General features: G+C 69.9%; 13 protein-coding genes. 4 read left to right on the top strand and 9 right to left on the bottom strand.

Annotated elements, in window-relative coordinates; genetic code table 11:
- The first annotated feature begins 84 nt into the window (after positions 1–84).
- Complete coding sequence (locus tag FK531_RS09110; RefSeq protein WP_142097942.1) at positions 85–1614, top strand: PucR family transcriptional regulator; 1530 nt, start codon at positions 85–87, stop codon at positions 1612–1614.
- Between the two features lie 10 nt (positions 1615–1624).
- Here FK531_RS09110 and FK531_RS09105 read toward each other — a convergent pair whose 3' ends face one another.
- From FK531_RS09105 to FK531_RS09090, 4 genes are all read right to left on the bottom strand, one after another.
- On the bottom strand, positions 1625–4672 hold the full coding sequence (locus FK531_RS09105; RefSeq protein WP_142097939.1) for an NAD-glutamate dehydrogenase domain-containing protein: 3048 nt from the start codon (positions 4670–4672) through the stop codon (positions 1625–1627).
- Between the two features lie 122 nt (positions 4673–4794).
- Complete coding sequence (gene ilvA, locus FK531_RS09100; protein ID WP_435531032.1) at positions 4795–6135, bottom strand: threonine ammonia-lyase IlvA; 1341 nt, start codon at positions 6133–6135, stop codon at positions 4795–4797.
- A gap of 60 nt (positions 6136–6195) precedes the next feature.
- Complete coding sequence (locus FK531_RS09095) at positions 6196–7971, bottom strand: pyruvate dehydrogenase (RefSeq protein WP_142097933.1); 1776 nt, start codon at positions 7969–7971, stop codon at positions 6196–6198.
- A 49-nt stretch (positions 7972–8020) separates the two neighbouring features.
- A complete protein-coding gene (locus FK531_RS09090; protein WP_142097931.1) occupies positions 8021–8455 on the bottom strand; it encodes a nitroreductase family deazaflavin-dependent oxidoreductase in 435 nt (144 codons plus the stop codon).
- Between the two features lie 112 nt (positions 8456–8567).
- On the opposite strand from FK531_RS09090, the gene FK531_RS09085 reads away from it, so the two are divergent.
- Together FK531_RS09085 and FK531_RS09080 are read left to right on the top strand one after the other, a co-directional pair.
- Complete coding sequence (locus FK531_RS09085) at positions 8568–8813, top strand: hypothetical protein (protein ID WP_142097928.1); 246 nt, start codon at positions 8568–8570, stop codon at positions 8811–8813.
- Positions 8814–8904: 91 nt separating this feature from the next.
- A complete protein-coding gene (locus tag FK531_RS09080) occupies positions 8905–9288 on the top strand; it encodes a CD225/dispanin family protein (protein WP_142097925.1) in 384 nt (127 codons plus the stop codon).
- A gap of 45 nt (positions 9289–9333) precedes the next feature.
- Here FK531_RS09080 and dnaE read toward each other — a convergent pair whose 3' ends face one another.
- The 5 genes from dnaE to lspA form a co-directional block, all read right to left on the bottom strand.
- Positions 9334–12873 (bottom strand): DNA polymerase III subunit alpha, encoded by a 3540-nt coding sequence (dnaE, locus tag FK531_RS09075; RefSeq protein WP_142097923.1) that lies wholly within the window; start codon positions 12871–12873, stop codon positions 9334–9336.
- Between the two features lie 136 nt (positions 12874–13009).
- Positions 13010–13939: an EamA family transporter RarD gene (rarD, locus tag FK531_RS09070; RefSeq protein WP_435531039.1), complete on the bottom strand. Its 930-nt coding sequence runs from the start codon at positions 13937–13939 to the stop codon at positions 13010–13012.
- Between the two features lie 22 nt (positions 13940–13961).
- On the bottom strand, positions 13962–14621 hold the full coding sequence (locus FK531_RS09065; RefSeq protein ID WP_246098030.1) for a hypothetical protein: 660 nt from the start codon (positions 14619–14621) through the stop codon (positions 13962–13964).
- Positions 14614–15540, bottom strand: a complete 927-nt coding sequence (locus FK531_RS09060) for an RluA family pseudouridine synthase (protein ID WP_142097920.1) — start codon at positions 15538–15540, stop codon at positions 14614–14616. Before FK531_RS09060 ends, FK531_RS09065 begins: the two co-directional genes overlap by 8 nt.
- Entirely contained in the window at positions 15540–16106 is a 567-nt protein-coding gene (lspA, locus tag FK531_RS09055; protein WP_220126939.1) for a signal peptidase II, read from the bottom strand. The genes FK531_RS09060 and lspA overlap by 1 nt, the downstream gene beginning before the upstream one ends.
- Positions 16107–16263: 157 nt before the next feature.
- Between lspA and FK531_RS09050 the strand changes: the two genes are divergently transcribed.
- Positions 16264–17226, top strand: a complete 963-nt coding sequence (locus FK531_RS09050; protein ID WP_435531031.1) for a hypothetical protein — start codon at positions 16264–16266, stop codon at positions 17224–17226.
- Positions 17227–17322: the final 96 nt, after the last annotated feature.

Here is a 17322-nt window from a genome sequence, read left to right as displayed (position 1 = left end):
ATCGCACCGTTTCGTCGAGGGTCGGTCCGCTGCGACGCTGACACGGTTGCGCTGACGCCCGGCAGGGCGAGATCAGGAGGAGCGATGGCGGTCCCGGTGCGGTGGATCCTGGCCCAGCGTGAACTGGCACTCGAGTTGAAAGCAGGCGCCACCGGACTCGACCGCGAGGTGACACTCGCCCTGACGACGGAACTGCCCGAACCGTTCCAGTGGCTCTCCGGTGGCGAGTTCGTCCTCACGACCGGACTCCGCCTGCCGCTGACCAGGTCCGGGAGGGCCCGCTACCTTGCCAGACTGCACGAATCCGGTGTAGCGGCAGTCGGTTTCGGCACCGGCCTCACCCATCCCACGGTGCCGGAGGACATGGTCGCGGCCGCGGACGGTCTGGGCCTTCCCCTGCTCGAGGTACCCCTTGCCACGCCGTTCAACGCGGTCACCAAGCGCATCATGGGCAGGCTTGCGGAACTGCAGTACGAGGCCGTGTTGCGGGCGTCCCGCGCCCAGCCCCGCATGACCAGAGCGGTGGTCCAGGGCGGCGCCGCCGCGATCCTGCGTGAACTCGCCGGGGCCACCGGCGCGACGGCCGTGCTCCTCGACCGGCGGGGACGATCCGTCGCGTCGCATCCGGCGCGGGTCGACGAGGCGACCGCCGCCGAGATCCAGACCGTGCTCACGACGCTGACCGGCCCCGCGTCGTCGGGGGTCTCACTCGGCAGGTCCGGCTCCTCCATCACGGTGCAGCGCATCGGCGTGGGGACCGCAACGCATGGTCACCTGGCACTGCTGAGCCCGGCGCCGCTCAGCAGCGTCGACCAGATTCTCCTCGGCCACGCCAATTCCCTTCTCGCCCTCGACTACGAGAAACCGCAGCGACTACTCGCCGCGCAGAACCGGCTCAACGGCTTCGCGCTCGCCCTGGTGCTAGCCGAAGCCGGGGACACCTCACCGGCCCGCTCCCTCCTCGGCCCCGCCGCCGACGACCGCGACGCGGTCCGCGCGCTCACCGTGATGTGCGAACACCCTAGTGCCGTCGCCAAGGTCGCCGACGCCGTCGAGCGGGCGATGCGGGAAGCCGATCGACCGCTGTTCATGACCGTTCGCGAGACCGACCTCGCCGTCCTGCTGCGCGGCTCGGACACTCCCGACACCGCCCGTGCGCTGCTGCGCGGGTTGTCCAAGCCAGTCCTGAGGTCCCTCCGGGTAGGCGTGAGCACCCCCCTGCCGCTGGCCGAGGCGGGCGCCGCGGTCGGGCAGTCCCGCCGTGCCGCCTCGGCCGCGGAATCGGGCGGGACACCGCTCGAGTTCTCGGCGCTCGCCGGCAACGCGCTGCTCGCCACGCCGGCGTCCCGGCAGGTGCTCGACGACCTGGCCCGGGACACCGTCGCCGACCTCGCCGAGCACGACCGCCGGCACGGTACCGAGCTCGTGGTCTCGCTGCGGGCATACCTCGAGGCCAACGGTCACTGGGAGTCCGCCGCAACGAATCTCGGTGTGCACCGGCACACCCTGCGTAGCCGGATGGCCCGCGTCGAGGCCCTGCTCGACTGCAGGCTCGACGTGGCCCGAGTGCGGGCGGAACTGCTGCTCGCGACCATCGCCTGGCAGTCGAAGTAGGCGGCGGGCGCTACGCGGCGGCGTGGATCGCGCGGCCGAGTTCGGCGTTGACCACGCACACGTGCGCGAGCTCCACCCGGTCGAACCCGCGCAGCTCGTCGACCAGCGCACGCACCCGACCGGCGCGCGCGGCGTCCACCGGACCGCCGTTGGCGAGCTCTTCCCGCAGCAGCCCGTGCCACCGCGCCGTGAGGTCGTCGCGGGCCGCGCCGGCGGCACGCGACTCCCAGTACTCCCGACCGACCTCGAGGTTCTCGGTGAGCCAGTCCAGTCCGAGCCGGCGTCCGAGTTCGCGGTGCGCCTGCGCGACGAGCGGCACCGGCAGCGCGAACCTTTCGGCGGTGACGGACAACGGCAGCGCCTCCCCGAGCGTCCGCAGCGCCGCGAGGTCCGCGTCGAGCACCCCCGACGGTCCCGGTAGGGCGCGCCGCAGTTCGGCGATCCCGGCGGCGAACCTGGTCACAGGCGCGCCCGATGCGCCGACCCGCAGCAGCCAGGACACCGCCCCCTCGATCACTTCCTGCACGCCCGCCAGCAGGCGGAACCGGGCGGCGGGCGCGACGTCGCGAAGATCCACCACCGACTCCCACAGCTCGTCGACGCCGAGCACCTCCGAGACCGCTGCATAACCGCGCACGATCTCCGCGGTACTCGCACCCAGTCGCTCCTCGAGTCGCCGGATCATCCCGGGACCGACGCGGTCCACCAGCTCACCGGCGAGCCGGACCGCGACGATGTCCCGCGCGAGTCGATGCCCGGCGATCTCGACGGGCACCCGGTCCCGGACCAGCTGCGGGAAGTAGCGCGACAGCGTCGCGGAGAAGTCCCCGTCGTCAATCATCTTGGAGGACAACAGCTCCCGTCGCACCAGGTTCTTCGACTGGGCCAGCAGCACCGCGATCTCGGGCCGGGTCAGCCCCGATCCCTGCCGGGCCCGCGCGGCCAGCTCGGAGCGTGTCGGCAACGCCTCGGCGGTCCTGCTGATGCCGGCCTCCGACTCGAGGTTGGCGATCAGGCGGTCGTGGCGACTGAGCAGGAAGGGTGCATGCGCCTCGGCGAGACTGATGGCGAGCGTCTGGCGCCGGGCATCCGCGAGGACCGCGTCGGCCACGTCGTCGGTCACGGCGGCGAGCAGCGTGTCCCGCTCGGCGGCGTCCAGGCTCCCCGCGCGCACCGCCGCGTCCAGCGCGACCTTGATGTTCACCTCGAGGTCCGAAGTGCAGACACCGGCCGCGTTGTCGATGAAGTCGGCGTTGATCCGACCGCCCCGTCGCGCGAACTCGACCCGCGCCGCCTGGGTGAATCCGAGATTGCCGCCCTCTCCGACGACCCGGCACCGCACTTCGTCGGCGTCCACCCGCACCGAGTGATTGTGCGGGTCGGCGGCGTCCGGATCGGACTGCGCCGACGCCTTGACGTAGGTACCGATGCCGCCGTTCCAGAGCAGGTCCACCTCGGTGCGCAGCAGGGCCCGCACCACCTCGCTCGGCGGCAGTTCGGTCGCGTCGACGCCGAGTCGCCGCCGGACCTGCGGGGACAACGGGACCGACTTCGCCGAACGCGACCACACCCCGCCGCCGGCCGAGATCGCGGCCCGGTCGTAGTCGTCCCAGGATCCGCCCGCGATCGTCGCCAACCGGGACCGCTCGAGGTAGGACTGCTCGGCGTCGGGTTCCGGATCGAGGAAGATGTGCCGGTGGTCGAACGCCCCGACCAGTCGAATCTTTCTCGACAGCAGCATCCCGTTGCCGAAGACGTCGCCGGACATGTCCCCGATGCCGACGGCGGTGAACTCGTCAGTGTCGACGTCGAGGCCCGCCTCCTCGAAGTGTCGGCGCACCGAGACCCAGGCGCCGCGCGCGGTGATGCCCATCCCCTTGTGGTCGTAGCCCGCCGAGCCGCCGGACGCGAACGCGTCGCCGAGCCAGAATCCGCGTGCCCGCGCGACCTCGTTGGCGGTGTCGGAGAACCGTGCAGTGCCCTTGTCCGCGGCGACGACCAGGTACGGGTCGGGACCGTCGTAGGCCACGGTCTCCGGGTCGGACGACACCGCCGAGTCCAGCATGTTGTCGGTGACGTCGAGCAATCCGTTCACGAACGTCACGTAGGCCTCGCGCGGAGAGGTCGCGGCGCCGCGGACCACGAAGGCTCCCTTCGCGCCGACCGGGACGATCAGCGCGTTCTTCACCGTCTGCGTCTTCATCAGTCCGAGGACCTCGGTCCGGTAGTCGTCGGCACGGTCGGACAGCCGCAGCCCGCCCCGCGCTACGGCGCCGCCGCGCACGTGGGAGCCCTCGACGACGGTCGAGTGGACGAAGATCTCCCGGTAGGGCACCACCGGCGTGCTGATGGACAGCAGCGACGGGTCGAGCTTGAAGGACGCGTACGCCTTGTGCCCCGATCCGTCCCCGGTCGGTGACTGAAACCAGTTGGTGCGCACCGTTGCCGAGACGAACGATGCCATGGCGCGCAGCACCAGGTCCTCGTCGAGGGTGGTCGCGGCCGCGACCGCATCGGCGACCCTGCCCGCGGCGGCCGACGCTGTCGCCTCCCGGTCGTCGACGCCGGGAGCGAACCGGGCTTCGAAGTGCGCGACGAGGGCACGAACGAATCCGGTGTGCGAGCGCAGAATTGCCACCAGGCTCGGCTCGGACACGCGCAGGCCGACCTGGCCGAGGTAACGGCCCGCCGCCCGAACCAGGGCCGCCTGACGCCACGACAATCCGGCGGCCGCCACCAGACCGGTGAAGCCGTCGAACTCCGTCTCGCCGCGACATCCGGCCTCGAACGCTCCCTCGACCAGCCTCGCCGCATTCTCACCGAGCACGAAATCCGTTGCCTCGAAACCGAAACGGTGCACCGAGGCTGCGCCTCCGTCCATCACGCGGTCCGGCAGCCTGTCGTGCGAGGCGACCCGGAAGCCGAGATGACCGAAGGTCGACACCAGGTCGGCCAGAACCGGCTCGGCCCCGGGCCACACGACGACCGCGCTCCGTCCCTCCCCCGAGTCGGCGGTGTCGAAGTGCAGTGTCGGCTCGAATTCGGTCGGTTCGGTCATGCTGGCTCCTCGCCCGTCGTCACACACCTGATCTCGAGGAGTGTGCCGCGGGTCACGCCGAGGGCACACCCGACGAAGCGGTGGGCGGACAGGTGGGAGGGGACGCCGTTCCGGCAGTTGCCCTACGTGAGGTAGCGGTATGCAGGCGAACCCGGCTCGAGCTGCTCGACGTTCATCCCCGAGTCGGCCATCCGCTCGAGCAGCGCGGGCAGCCCGGCGGCCGAGCCCAACTCGATACCGACCAGCGCGGCGCCGATCTCTCGGTTGTTGCGCTTGACGTACTCGAAGAGGGTGATGTCGTCGTCGGGCCCGAGCACCTCGCCGAGGAAGCGGCGCAACGCGCCCGGCTCCTGAGGGAAGTCCACCAGGAAGTAGTGCTTGAGCCCGAGGTGCACCAGCGAACGCTCGAGGATCTCACCGTATCGCGAGACGTCGTTGTTGCCGCCCGAGATCAGGCACACCACAGTCGAATCCGGCCGCACCTTCACCAACTCGAGTGCAGCCACCGACAGTGCACCCGACGGCTCGGCGATGATGCCCTCGTTCTGGTACAGCTCGAGCAGCGCCGTGCAGACCGCGCCCTCGTCGGCGTGGATCATCGCGAACGTGCCCGCACCGGCCCCCGAACGCGGCTCGGCCACCAGCGGCAGCGAGCCGTGCGAGACCACGTCGGCCCCGAGCGCTGACATCACCTCGAACGGCAGGTCGCCGATCCGGCGGACGGCCGTGCCGTCGACGAAGGGGTCGATCTCGGGGAGGGTGACCGGCGCCCCCGCGACCAGGGCCGCGGTCATGGACGCCGCACCGCTCGGCTCGACGCCGACGATCGCGGTGCTCGGCGAGCGCTCGTGCAGGTAGGTGGCGATGCCGGCGATCAGCCCACCGCCGCCGACCGGGACGATGACGGTGCCGGGCTGCTCGCCGAGCTGGTCGAGGATCTCGGCGGCGATGGTGCCCTGGCCGGCTGCGGTGCGCGGATCGTCGAACGGCGGCACCATCACGGCGCCGGTGCGGCGCGCGTCGGCGGCGGCTGCCGCGGCCGCCGCGTCGTAGGTCTCGCCCGTCGCGATCAGCTCGACGAACGTGCCGCCGTGCGCCCGGATCCGGTCACGCTTCTGCCGCGGGGTGTTCGTGGGCACGTAAATGCGGCCGCTGATGCCCATCGTGCGGCACGCGAACGCGACGCCCTGGGCGTGGTTGCCGGCACTCGCGCAGACCACACCGGAGGCGCGTTCCTCGTCGGTGAGCTGCACGATCAGGTTGTAGGCGCCGCGCAGCTTGAACGAGCGCACCACCTGCAGGTCCTCGCGCTTGAGGTAGACCTTCGCGCCCGTCGCCGCCGACAGTCGCGCGCTGAACTGCAGCGGGGTCGCCTCGATGACGTCGGAAATTCGCGCCGCGGCAGCATCGATTTCGCGCGCGTCGAGCGGCAGCGCGGCCTTCAGGTCAGCGAGTTCCGGCATGTTGGACACCCCCGTAATGCTGCCACTCGACCGGTCGACGCGACCAATCGGCCCGGGCGCTCACCCGCGCGGGTCGAACTGGGACGGGCGCGGGATGTTGCGCAGGTTCGACTTCGCCATCTTGACCGCCTCACCCACCCCACCGTTCATCACCATCTTGGACATTGCCAGGGCGAACCCCTTGACCTGTCCACCGGTGATCGTCGGCGGCAGCGACAGCGCCATCGGGTCGGTCACCAGGTCCACCAGCGCCGGACCGTCGTGGTCGAAGGCCGCCCGCAGCCCGGTCTCGATGTCGGCGGGGTCCGCTATCCGGCGCGCGAAGATCCCGAGCGCCGAAGCGACGGCCGCGTAGTCGACGGCGGGCACGTCCACCCCGAAGTCGGGCAGACCGTCGACGAGCATCTCCAGTTTGACCATGCCGAGGGTGGAGTTGTTGAACACCACGATCTTGACCGGGAGCCGGTACGCCGCGACCGTCACCAACTCGCCCAGCAGCATCGCCAGCCCACCGTCTCCGGACACCGAGACCACCTGTCGGCCCGGCGACGCGACCTGGGCGCCGATCGCATGCGGCAGGGCGTTGGCCATCGATCCGTGCAGTGCGGAGGAGAGGAATCGGCGCGAGCCGTTCGGAGTGACGTAGCGCGCCGTCCACACATTGCACATGCCGGTGTCCGCGGCGAACACCGCATCCTCGGCGGCGACGTCGTCGAGGATCGACGCCGCGTACTCCGGGTGGATGGGCGCGCGCTGCTTGACGTCGCCGGTGTAGGCGCCGACCACCTTCTCCATCAGGGTGCGATGCCGGGCGAGTTCGCCCTCGAGGAAGGCCCGATCGGGTTTGCGCCGGACCAACGGGGCGAGCGCACGCAGGGTGCTCAGGGTGTCGCCGTGCACGGCCAGGTCGAGGGTCGTGCGTCTGCCGAGCTTCTCCGCGGCGACGTCGATCTGCGCGGTCGGCACGTCGGAGGGCAGGAACTGGTCGTACGGGAAGTCGGTGCCGACCAGCAGCAGCAGGTCCGCGCCGCGCATGCCGTCGTGCGCGGCGCCGTAGCCGAGCAGTCCGGTCATCCCGACGTCGAACGGGTTGTCGTACTGGATCCATTCCTTGCCGCGGAGGGTGTGGCCCATCGGCGCGCCGACCGTCTCGGCCAGCGCGATGAGCTCGTCGCGGGCGCCGCGGACGCCTGCTCCGGCGAAGATCGCGACCCGCTCGGCCGAATTGATCGCGTCGGCGAGCGCGCGGACGTCCTGCTCTGCGGGCACCACAGCGGGCGGCCGGGTCCGCACCGGCGTCGGCGCTGTCCCCTCGGCCGGGCAGTCCGCGATGTCACCGGGCAGCGTGACGACCGCGACGCCGGAGCGCGCGACGGCGTGCTGCATCGCCGAGTGCACCACCCGCGGCGCCTGCGCCGGGGTGCTGATCAGCTCCGAGTACTGCGCGCACTCGACGAACAGGCGGTCGGGATGGGTCTCCTGGAAGTACCCGCTGCCGATCTGCGCGCTCGGGATGTGCGAGGCGATCGCCAGCACCGGCGCCCCGGACCGGTTGGCGTCGTAGAGGCCGTTGATCAGGTGCAGGTTGCCGGGGCCGCAGGATCCCGCGCAGACCGCGAGCTCCCCGGTCACCTGCGCGTCGGCAGCCGCGGCGAACGCGGCGGCCTCCTCGTGCCGGACGTGGATCCAGTCGATCCCGCCGGCGGCAGCGCCCCCGGACCGGCGGACCGCGTCGACGACCGGGTTGAGGCTGTCGCCGACGATGCCGTAGATGCGGCGCACCCCCGCCCCGACGAGTTGGGCGACGAGCTGGGTGGCCACCGTTGTCGGCGCCATGGCGACCTCCGGAGGGTCGGCGGGTACCCGGGCTACTACGTGGCCACCACTACTGCGCGGTCAGCACGAACACCGGGATCTGACGGTCCGTCTTGAGCTGGTAGTTCGCGTAGTCGGGCCACGCCGCAACGGCACGCTCCCACCACACCGCCTTCTCCTCGCCGGTCACCTCACGGGCGGTCATGTCCTGCTTGACCGGGCCGTCCTGAAGTTCGACGTGCGGGTCCGCGATGACGTTGTGGTACCAGACCGGATGCTTCGGCGCGCCGCCGAGCGAGGCCACCACGGCGTACTCGCCATTGTGCTCGACCCGCATCAACGGGCTCTTGCGGAGCTTGCCCGACTTGGCACCCCTCGTGGTGAGGATGACGACGGGTTTGCCCTGCATCACCGTCCCCTCCGTGCCACCGGACCGCTCGTACAGATCGACCTGGTCGGCGGCCCACGTACTCGGACTCGGTTCGTACTCACCGGCGAGAGGCATGGTCGTCAGTCAACACCACGGCGCCGACACCTGCAGCCCGACGCACTGATCCAGCCGCCCGGAAGACAATTGTTCGGTGGACCGAAACTGAATCTGCTTGTACCCTGAACTGATGACGACCGCCGGATACTCCCCCGCACAGCCGCGCCGCGGCAGGTCGCGGTCCGGCGCGACCGTCGAGATCGCGGGCACCCGCTGGCCTCTGTACAAACTCGAGGCACTTGTCGTCGGCCTGCTGACGTTCCTCGTGGTGCTCGCGCTCGCCCAGGCACTGCAACCGGCGGTCCTCGCGGCCGCGGCCGTCACCGTCACCGTGTGGTGGGCGCGCCGCCTGTACTGGAGCAACAGCAGTAGTTAGCGCGCATCACTCTCAGCCGATCCACAGCGACGGCTCGTAGCCTGGTGAGTGGAATCCTCACCCCTGGAGCCCTCACCCCTGGAGCGCTGCCATGACTTCTCCGACCGACGATTCACCCAGCACAGGATCTGCCCCGTCCGCACCGACCCCGCCGCCGGGTCCGACCGGCCCGCCCGCCTACCCCGCCAGGCCGCCGAGCAATGCCGGCTGGGCGGTGGCGTCCCTACTCTTCTTCTGGCCGCTGGCGTTCTCCGCCTTCACCCACGCCTTCGAGGTGTATCCGCTGTGGGCCGGCGGTGACCCGCGGGCCGCACAAGACGCGTCGGACCGGGTACGCCGGCTCGGACAGTTGTCGCTGTGGCTCTTCGGCGCACTGCTGGTGCTGTTCGCGATCGTCTACACCATCGTTGCCCTCGTCGTCATCACACACGGCGGCGACGACGAGATGTTCCGGCACCACCGCATGCGGATGTGAGTGCCGCCGCACCCCGTCCACGACAGCAACTACCCGCGAAATCCGCTACCCGCCAAGGCAACTCGGGCCGAGTAGCGCCTTCAGGTCGCCCATCAGTGCCGAGGACGGCTCCACCCGGAGGCTGTCGTCGAGCTTGAGCATGGTGATCCGGGTGCCGCTGATCAAGCGCAGGTGCACGTCCGAGGTGCCCGGGTGCCGGGTCAGCACCTGCTTGAGCGCCCCCACCTTGTCCGGGGTGCACAGCCGGGTCGGCAGGCTCACCGCGATCGGCTTCGCCACCCCGACCGCCGAGAGGTCGGGCACGGCGAGGTCGTTGCCGATCAGCGACATGCGGTCGTCGCGGATCGAGACCCGCGCCTTGACCAGCACGATCGAGTCCTCGGAGATGTCCATCCCGTACACCGCATAGGCCTGCGGGAAGAACAGCACCTCGATCCCGCCGACGAGGTCCTCGAGCTGGATGATGGCCCAGGTCAGGCCGTTCTTGTTGATCCGACGGTCCACCGAGGCGACGATGCCGCCGATGGTCACCTGGGCGCCGTCCTTGACCTCGCCCTCGAGGATCGACGCGATCGAGGTGTCGGACTGCTGCCGCAGGATGTGCTCGACACCGTTGAGCGGATGCCCGGACACGTAGAGCCCCAACATCTCTCGCTCGAGCGCCAGGCGGTGCTTGGTGTCCCACTCCTCGTCCGGGACCCGGATCGCGAACACCGACGACAGCGACTCGTCGCCGCCGCCCGCGTCGCCGAACAGGTCGAACTGGCCGACGGCCTCGGCCTTCTTGGTACCCAGCACCGACTCGATGGCGTCGGTGTGGATCAGGAACAGGCCCTTGCGGGGATGGTCGAGGGAGTCGAACGCCCCCGACTTGATCAGCGACTCGGTGACCTTCTTGTTGCAGGCGAGCACGTCGATCTTGTTCAGGTAGTCGGAGAAGTCGGTGAACTTCCCCTTCTCGGTGCGCGCCTTGATGATCGACGCGACCACGTTGGCGCCGACGTTGCGCACCGCACCCATGCCGAAGCGGATGTCGCTGCCGACCGAGGCGAAGTTGACCGCAGACTCGTTGACGTCCGGCGGCAGCACGGTGATGCCCATCTTCCGGCAGTCCGCGAGGTAGACCGCCGACTTGTCCTTGTCGTCGCCGACCGAGGTGAGCAGGCCGGCCATGTACTCGGCCGGGTAGTTGGCCTTGAGGTAGGCCGTCCAGTACGAGACCAGCCCGTAGCCGGCGGAGTGCGACTTGTTGAACGCGTAGCCGGCGAACGGGAGCACTGTGTCCCACAGCGCGGTGATCGCGGGCTGGGAGAAGCCGTTGTCCAGCATGCCCTGCTGGAAGCCGCCGTAGGCCTCCTCGAGGATCTCCTTCTTCTTCTTGCCCATCGCCCGGCGCAGCAGGTCGGCCTGACCCAGCGAGTACCCGGCCACCTTCTGCGCCAGGTGCATGATCTGCTCCTGATAGATGATCAGCCCGTACGTCTCCGAGAGGATCTCCGCCAGCGGCTCTTCCAGCTCGGGATGGATCGGGCTGACGTCCTCCAACCCGTTCTTGCGCTTGGCGTAGGAGGTGTGCGCGTCCACACCCATCGGGCCCGGGCGGTAGAGCGCCAGTGCGGCGACGATGTCACCGAAACCGGTGGGCTGCATCAGCTTCAGCAGTTCGCGCATGCCGCCGCCGTCGAGCTGGAACACACCCAGGGTGTCGCCCCGCGACAGCAGCTCGAACGTGGCTGGATCGTCCATCGGCAGCGAGTCGAGGTCGAGGTCGATGCCCCGGTTCGTCTTGATGTTCTCCAGCGTGTCGCCGATGACCGTCAGGTTCCGCAGCCCCAGGAAGTCCATCTTCAGCAGGCCGATGGCCTCACACGACGGGTAGTCCCAGCCGGTGATGATCGCGCCGTCCTGGGCCCGCTTCCACACCGGGATCGCATCGGTCAACGGCTCCGACGACATGATCACCGCACAGGCGTGCACGCCCGCGTTGCGGATCAGACCTTCGAGACCCTTCGCGGTCTGGTAGATCTTCGCGACGTCGGGATTCGAGTCGATGAGCGTCCGAACCTCGACGGCCTCCTTGTACCGCTCGTGCTCGGGGTCGGTGATGCCGGCGACCGAGATGTCCTTGGCCATGATCGGCGGCGGCAGCGCCTTGGTGATCTGGTCGGCGATCGCGAACCCGGGCTGACCGAACTGCACCCGGGCCGAGTCCTTGATCGCGGCCTTCGTCTTGATCGTGCCGAACGTGATGACCTGAGCGACGCGGTCACTGCCCCACTTCTCGGTGGCGTAGCGGACCATCTCGCCGCGGCGACGGTCGTCGAAGTCGATGTCGATGTCGGGCATCGAGATGCGTTCGGGGTTGAGGAACCGCTCGAACAGCAGCCCGTACGGAATCGGGTCGATGTTGGTGATGCCCATCGCGTAGGCCACCAGCGAACCAGCGGCCGATCCACGACCGGGACCGACCCAGATGCCGACCTCCTTGGCGTGGTTGATCAGGTCACCGACCACCAGGAAGTAGGCCGGGAAGCCCATCTCGTTGATGACGCCGATCTCGTAGTCAGCTCGTTCGAGGTACTGCTGCGGCGGGCCGTCGGGGAACCGCCGGTCCAGGCCGCGCATGACCTCGTGCCGCAGGAAGCTCTGCTGGGTGTGACCCTCCGGAACCGGGAAGATCGGCATCCGGTCCCGGTGCTCCCACACCTCGTCGTAAGGCTGGACGCGCTCGGCGATCAGCAGCGTCGAGTCACACGCCCCCGGCACCTCGTCGTCCCAGATCGCGCGCATCTCCTCCGCGGACTTGAGGTAGTAGCCGTCGCCGTCGAACTTGAACCGGGTCGGGTCACTGAGCGTCTTGCCGGTCTGGATGCACAGCAGCGCCTCGTGGTTCTCGGCTGCGTCCTTGGTGACGTAGTGGCAGTCGTTCGTCGCCAGCGGCGGGATGCCCAGCTTGCGGCCGATGTCGAGCAGACCCTCACGCACCCGCCGCTCGATGGACAGCCCGTGGTCCATCAACTCGAGGAAGAAGTTGTCCTTGCCCCAGATCTCCTGCCACTTCGCGGCGGCCTCGAGAGCCTCACGGTCGTGGCCCAGCCGCAGCCGGGTCTGCACCTCGCCGGACGGGCAGCCGGTCGTGGCGATGATGCCCTCGTGGTGCTCGGCGATGATCTCCTCGTCCATCCGGGCCCACTTGCCGAGCTGACCCTCGACGGACGCCCGCGAGGACAACTTGAACAGGTTCCGCACGCCGGTCGCGTTCTCCGCGACCATCGTCATGTGGGTGTACGCGCCGCTACCGGAGACGTCGTCCGACTTCTGGCTGCGATCACCCCACAGCACACGTTTGGTGTTGAAGCGGGACTCCGGCGCGATGTACGCCTCGATGCCGATGATCGGTTTGACGCCGTGCTTGCGCGCCTCGTTGTAGAACTCGCTGGCGCCGAACATGTTGCCGTGGTCGGTCATGCCGACGGCCGTCATCCCCAGTCGCTGAGCCTCTTTGAACATCGGGCCGACCTTCGCCGCGCCGTCGAGCATCGAGTACTCGGTGTGATTGTGCAGATGAACGAACGAGTCAGCCACGCGCGCCTCTCCGTGCTCGGTTTCACCGGTCGCGTCGACCGGGAGGACTGGGGTGCCCCGAGTGTAGGCGGTGCCCCCGACAGCACCGGGCATGCGCGCCGAGGTGGGCGCGAACTGGCGCGTGGTATGCCCGAGCTCAGCGCGCCGGGACCAGGACCGCGCGCCTGGTCCGTCGCACCCGACGGACGGCGTCGCCGGTGAAGACGACCAGCGCCAGCCAGATCAGCGCGAAACCCAACCAGCGCGAGGCGGGCATGTCCTCGTGCAGCACCGCCACGCCCCACGCCATCTGCAACGAAGGCGTCAAGTATTGGATGATCCCCAGCGTGACCAGCGGCACCCGCTGGGCCGCCGCACCGAAGAGCAGCAGCGGCGCCGCGGTCACCACGCCGGCCGCCATCAGCAGCACGGTGTGCCCGGCGCCGTGGCCGAGGAAGGTGCCGGCCCCGGTGACGGCGAGGAAGATCACGTACCCGATCGCGAACGGGGCGGTGACCAGTCCCTCCGCGGTGAGGCTGGTGACCGGGTCCAGCGGGACCACCTTCTTGATCAGCCCGTAGGTACCGAAGGACAGCGCCAGCGTCAGCGCGATGTAGGGCGGGCGGCCGTAGTCCACGGTGAGTACCAGCACCGCGACCGCGGCCAGGGCCAGTGCGCCCGCCTGCCAGCGGTTGACCCGCTCCCGGAAGATCACCATGCCCAGGAGCACGCTGACGAGCGGGTTCACGAAGTAGCCGAGCGCGGTCTCGACCACCCTGCCCGACGTCACGCCGTAGATGTAGACACCCCAGTTGATCGAGATCATCGTTGCCGCCGCGGCGACCAGGAGCATCGATCGCGGTGTCAGCGACCGCAACCGCACGATCCGGCGGGTCGCCAACCCGACCGCCAGCATCAGCACCAGGGTCCAGAGCATCCGGTGCGCCAGGATCTCCACCGCCCCCGCCGGGGCGAGCAGGCCGAAGAAGATCGGGAACATTCCCCACATCAGGTGCGCGCCGACACCGGCGGCGACGCCGACCTCTGCGTCGGAGCGGCGGGACCACCTCGACGCGTCGACGCTCACTGCTCGGGCCACTCGGCGAATTTCACTGTGCGGGTACCTCGCCGTCGTCCGGTCCGGGCGCCGCCGTCTGCGTTTGCTCGGGAAGCAGCGGGTTGACCGCGAACCGGCCGAACACCGCGTCCGGCGGCAGCGCCTCGACGGCCCGCACTCCGGGCGTACCGGCGAGCGCGCGCAGTCGGTCGAGGTCGCCACGCACCGTCAGTCCCACCACGCACGCGCAGTCCTGCGCGAGCCGCGTGGCCGACACCGCGTCTATCTGCGCCTGGCGGTCCCATTCGCCGGTGCTGCCCTGCGACCGGTCGGCCGCGACCGCGGGTGCCCGCAGAACGGACTCCTCGCCGGCGACGTCCACGACGATCAGCGGTGTCTGCACCCGGTCGAGCGGGACCCGGAACAGGACCTGCGAGACGCGCACTCCGTCGGCCAACGTGTAGGCCTGCCGTGCGGTGGTCTCGGGCGCGAGCGACACCAGCGCCCAGCGCGGGTCCCCGGACTCCGGTTCGGCCAGGCTCGCCCGCGCACGGTCGAGGTACTGGGCGACCTCCTCGCCCGAGTCCGGGCCGAGGCGGTCGGTCGCGATGGACGACGGTCGCGGCGGCGTGAGGACTCCCAGCACGACGACGAGCACGACCAGGGCGACGACGCAGGCAGCTGCTGCTACCAGGCCGGCCCGCTCACGCACTCCTGAGGACCTCGAGTGCGTGTTGCAGGTCCTTCGGGTACTCGCTGGTGATCTCGATCCAGCGACCGTCCGCGGGATGCGCGAAACCGAGCGAGCGGGCGTGCAGCCACTGCCGCTCGAGGCCGAGGCGTTCCGCGAGCCGGGGGTCGGCGCCGTAGGTCAGGTCGCCGCAGCACGGGTGGCGCAGTGCCGCGAAGTGCACCCGGATCTGGTGGGTGCGGCCGGTCTCGAGATGGATGTCGAGCAGGCTCGCCGCCTGGAACGCCTCCACCGTGTCGTAGTGCGTGATGGACGGCTTGCCGTCGGCGGTGACCGCGAACTTCCAGTCGTTGCTGCGGTGCCGCCCGATCGGCGCGTCGATGGTGCCGCTGCTCGGGTCGGGGTGACCCTGTACCAGTGCGTGGTAGCGCTTGTCGATGGTGCGCTGCTTGAACGCCCGCTTGAGCACCGTGTACGCGCGCTCGCTGGTCGCGACCACCATCACCCCGGAGGTCCCGACGTCGAGCCGGTGCACGATGCCCTGCCGCTCGTGGGCGCCGGAGGTCGAGATGCGGTACCCGGCCGCGGCCAGTCCCCCGACCACCGTCGGTCCGGTCCACCCGACGCTCGCGTGCGCGGCCACCCCGACCGGCTTGTCGACCGCCACGATGTCGTCGTCGGCGTAGAGGATGTCCATGCCCTCGACCGGCTGGGCCTCGACCGTCAGCGGTCGGGCCGGCTCGGGCAGTTCGACCTCGAGCCATGCGCCGGACGGCAGCCGGTCGGACTTGCCGACCGCGGACCCGTCGACCAGCACGGCGCCCTCGTCGGCGAGCGAGGCGACCGCGGTGCGGGACAGTCCGAGCAGGCGCGCGAGTCCGGCGTCGACCCGCATGCCTTCGAGTCCGTCCGGCACCGGCATCGACCGTGTCTCGCGCATCAGGAGTTCCCCTCGGTGTTCTGGTCGGTGCCGGTGTCGTCTGTGTTGTCGGTGTTGGTGGTGTCGGTTGTAATGGTGCTGCCGTCGGAGTCTGACTCGTTGCCACGGGTGCCGTCCGGGTTGAACCCGAACAGGGTCAGCACGACCAGCAGCACCGCGCCGCACACGATTGACGAGTCGGCGACGTTGAACACCGGCCACCAGCCCACCGACACGAAGTCGACGACGTGCCCCTGCAGCGGGCCGGGGGCCCGGAAGATGCGGTCGATCAGGTTGCCCAGCGCGCCGCCGAGGACGAGCCCGAGACCGAGCGCCCACCACGGCGAGCGCAGCGTCCGGCCGATCTTGATCACGCCGATCACGACGCCGATCGCGACGAGTGTCAGCAGCCAGGTCATGCCGGTGGCCATCGAGAACGCGGCGCCCGGATTGCGGATCAGGTTGAGGGTGACGACGTCGCCGATGATCCGGATCGGCTTGCCCGGGTCGATGAACCGCACGACCGCGATCTTGGTGGCCAGGTCCAATCCGAGGATCACCACGGCGATCGAAATCAGCAGTCGCATCCGTAGCGGTGCCGCGCCGGACACCTCGCCCGGTGCGAACTTCTCGGCCTTATCCGCTTCACTCACACCGCCATCATCCCTTATCGCGGCGTTGTCGAACGCAGCCCACCCGAGCCGTGGCTAACCTGGTCGGGTGCCAGTGTTCTCGAATCGGTCCGTGCCCTCGCCCGCCGCGCGTACCGCGCTCGCCGTCACCGCTGCGCGTACCGCGTCTCTGGTCGCCGCGGGGCTCGCCGCCCTCACCCTCGTGTCGGCCTGCGGCAGCGGCGACGACTCCGCTCCCACGACCACCACGACGGCCGCGTCCAACGAGACGACCGTCCCGGTCTCCGCCGTCACGACACAGGTTCTCGACCCCGGGGTGGAGCCGCGGGAGAAGGTGACGTTCCACCCGGCGACGAACGTGCCGCAGCACGTGTTGCTGACGACCACCTCGAAGGTGTACCAGCAGATCGACGACCAGGCGCAGCAGGACTTCTCCACCCCCGATCTCGGCATGCCGCTGACCGCGACGGTCAACGGCGGTCAGCACGATCCCGCGTCTGCGGTCGACCTGACCCTCGGCACCCTCACGACTCCCGACGCCCGGTTGCAGGACGCGCTGAAGGTCTCGGACGGGTCGAAGGCCGGCCTGACGATCACCCCGTCCGGCTCCGTGACGGCGCTGCGCATCACCCCGGCACCCGACTCCAAGGACATTGCCCGCTCCGCTATCGAGCAGGCGTTCTACCAGGCCGTGTACCGGACGGTCGCGTTCCCGGACGCCGAGATCGGCGTCGGCGCGGTCTGGACCGTCGCGCAGCAGGTGACGAGCGGGATCGCGCTGAACCAGGTCACCACCGCGACGCTCAAGGCACGCGACGGCGACCGGCTCACCGTCGAGGTCTCCGTCAACCAGACGCCTGCCTCGAAGGTCTGGGATCTGCCCGGCGAGGCGGGCACCCTCAACATCGACACCTACGTGATGGCGGGCACCGGCACCCTGGTCCTCGACCTGTCCTCGCCGCTGCCGGTCGACGGCACCGTCAACGTCGGGGGCGAGCAGACGTACAGCGACCCGAACAGCACCACACGGTTGCGCCAGGCGACCTCGAGCCAGGTCAAGTGGGCCTCCCGGTGACACGGCGACGTGCCGCAGGCGCGGGCGTCCTCGTGCTGACTGCTCTCGCCATGACTGCGTGCGGGGGCGCCGGCGAGGCAGAACCGGCCGCGTCGG

The sequence above is a fragment of the Rhodococcus spelaei genome (assembly GCF_006704125.1).
In the GTDB taxonomy this organism is placed as follows: Bacteria; Actinomycetota; Actinomycetes; order Mycobacteriales; family Mycobacteriaceae; genus Rhodococcus_G; species Rhodococcus_G spelaei.
Note: the sequence above shows the minus strand (reverse complement) of the source record. Positions and strands in the feature narration are given on the sequence as shown.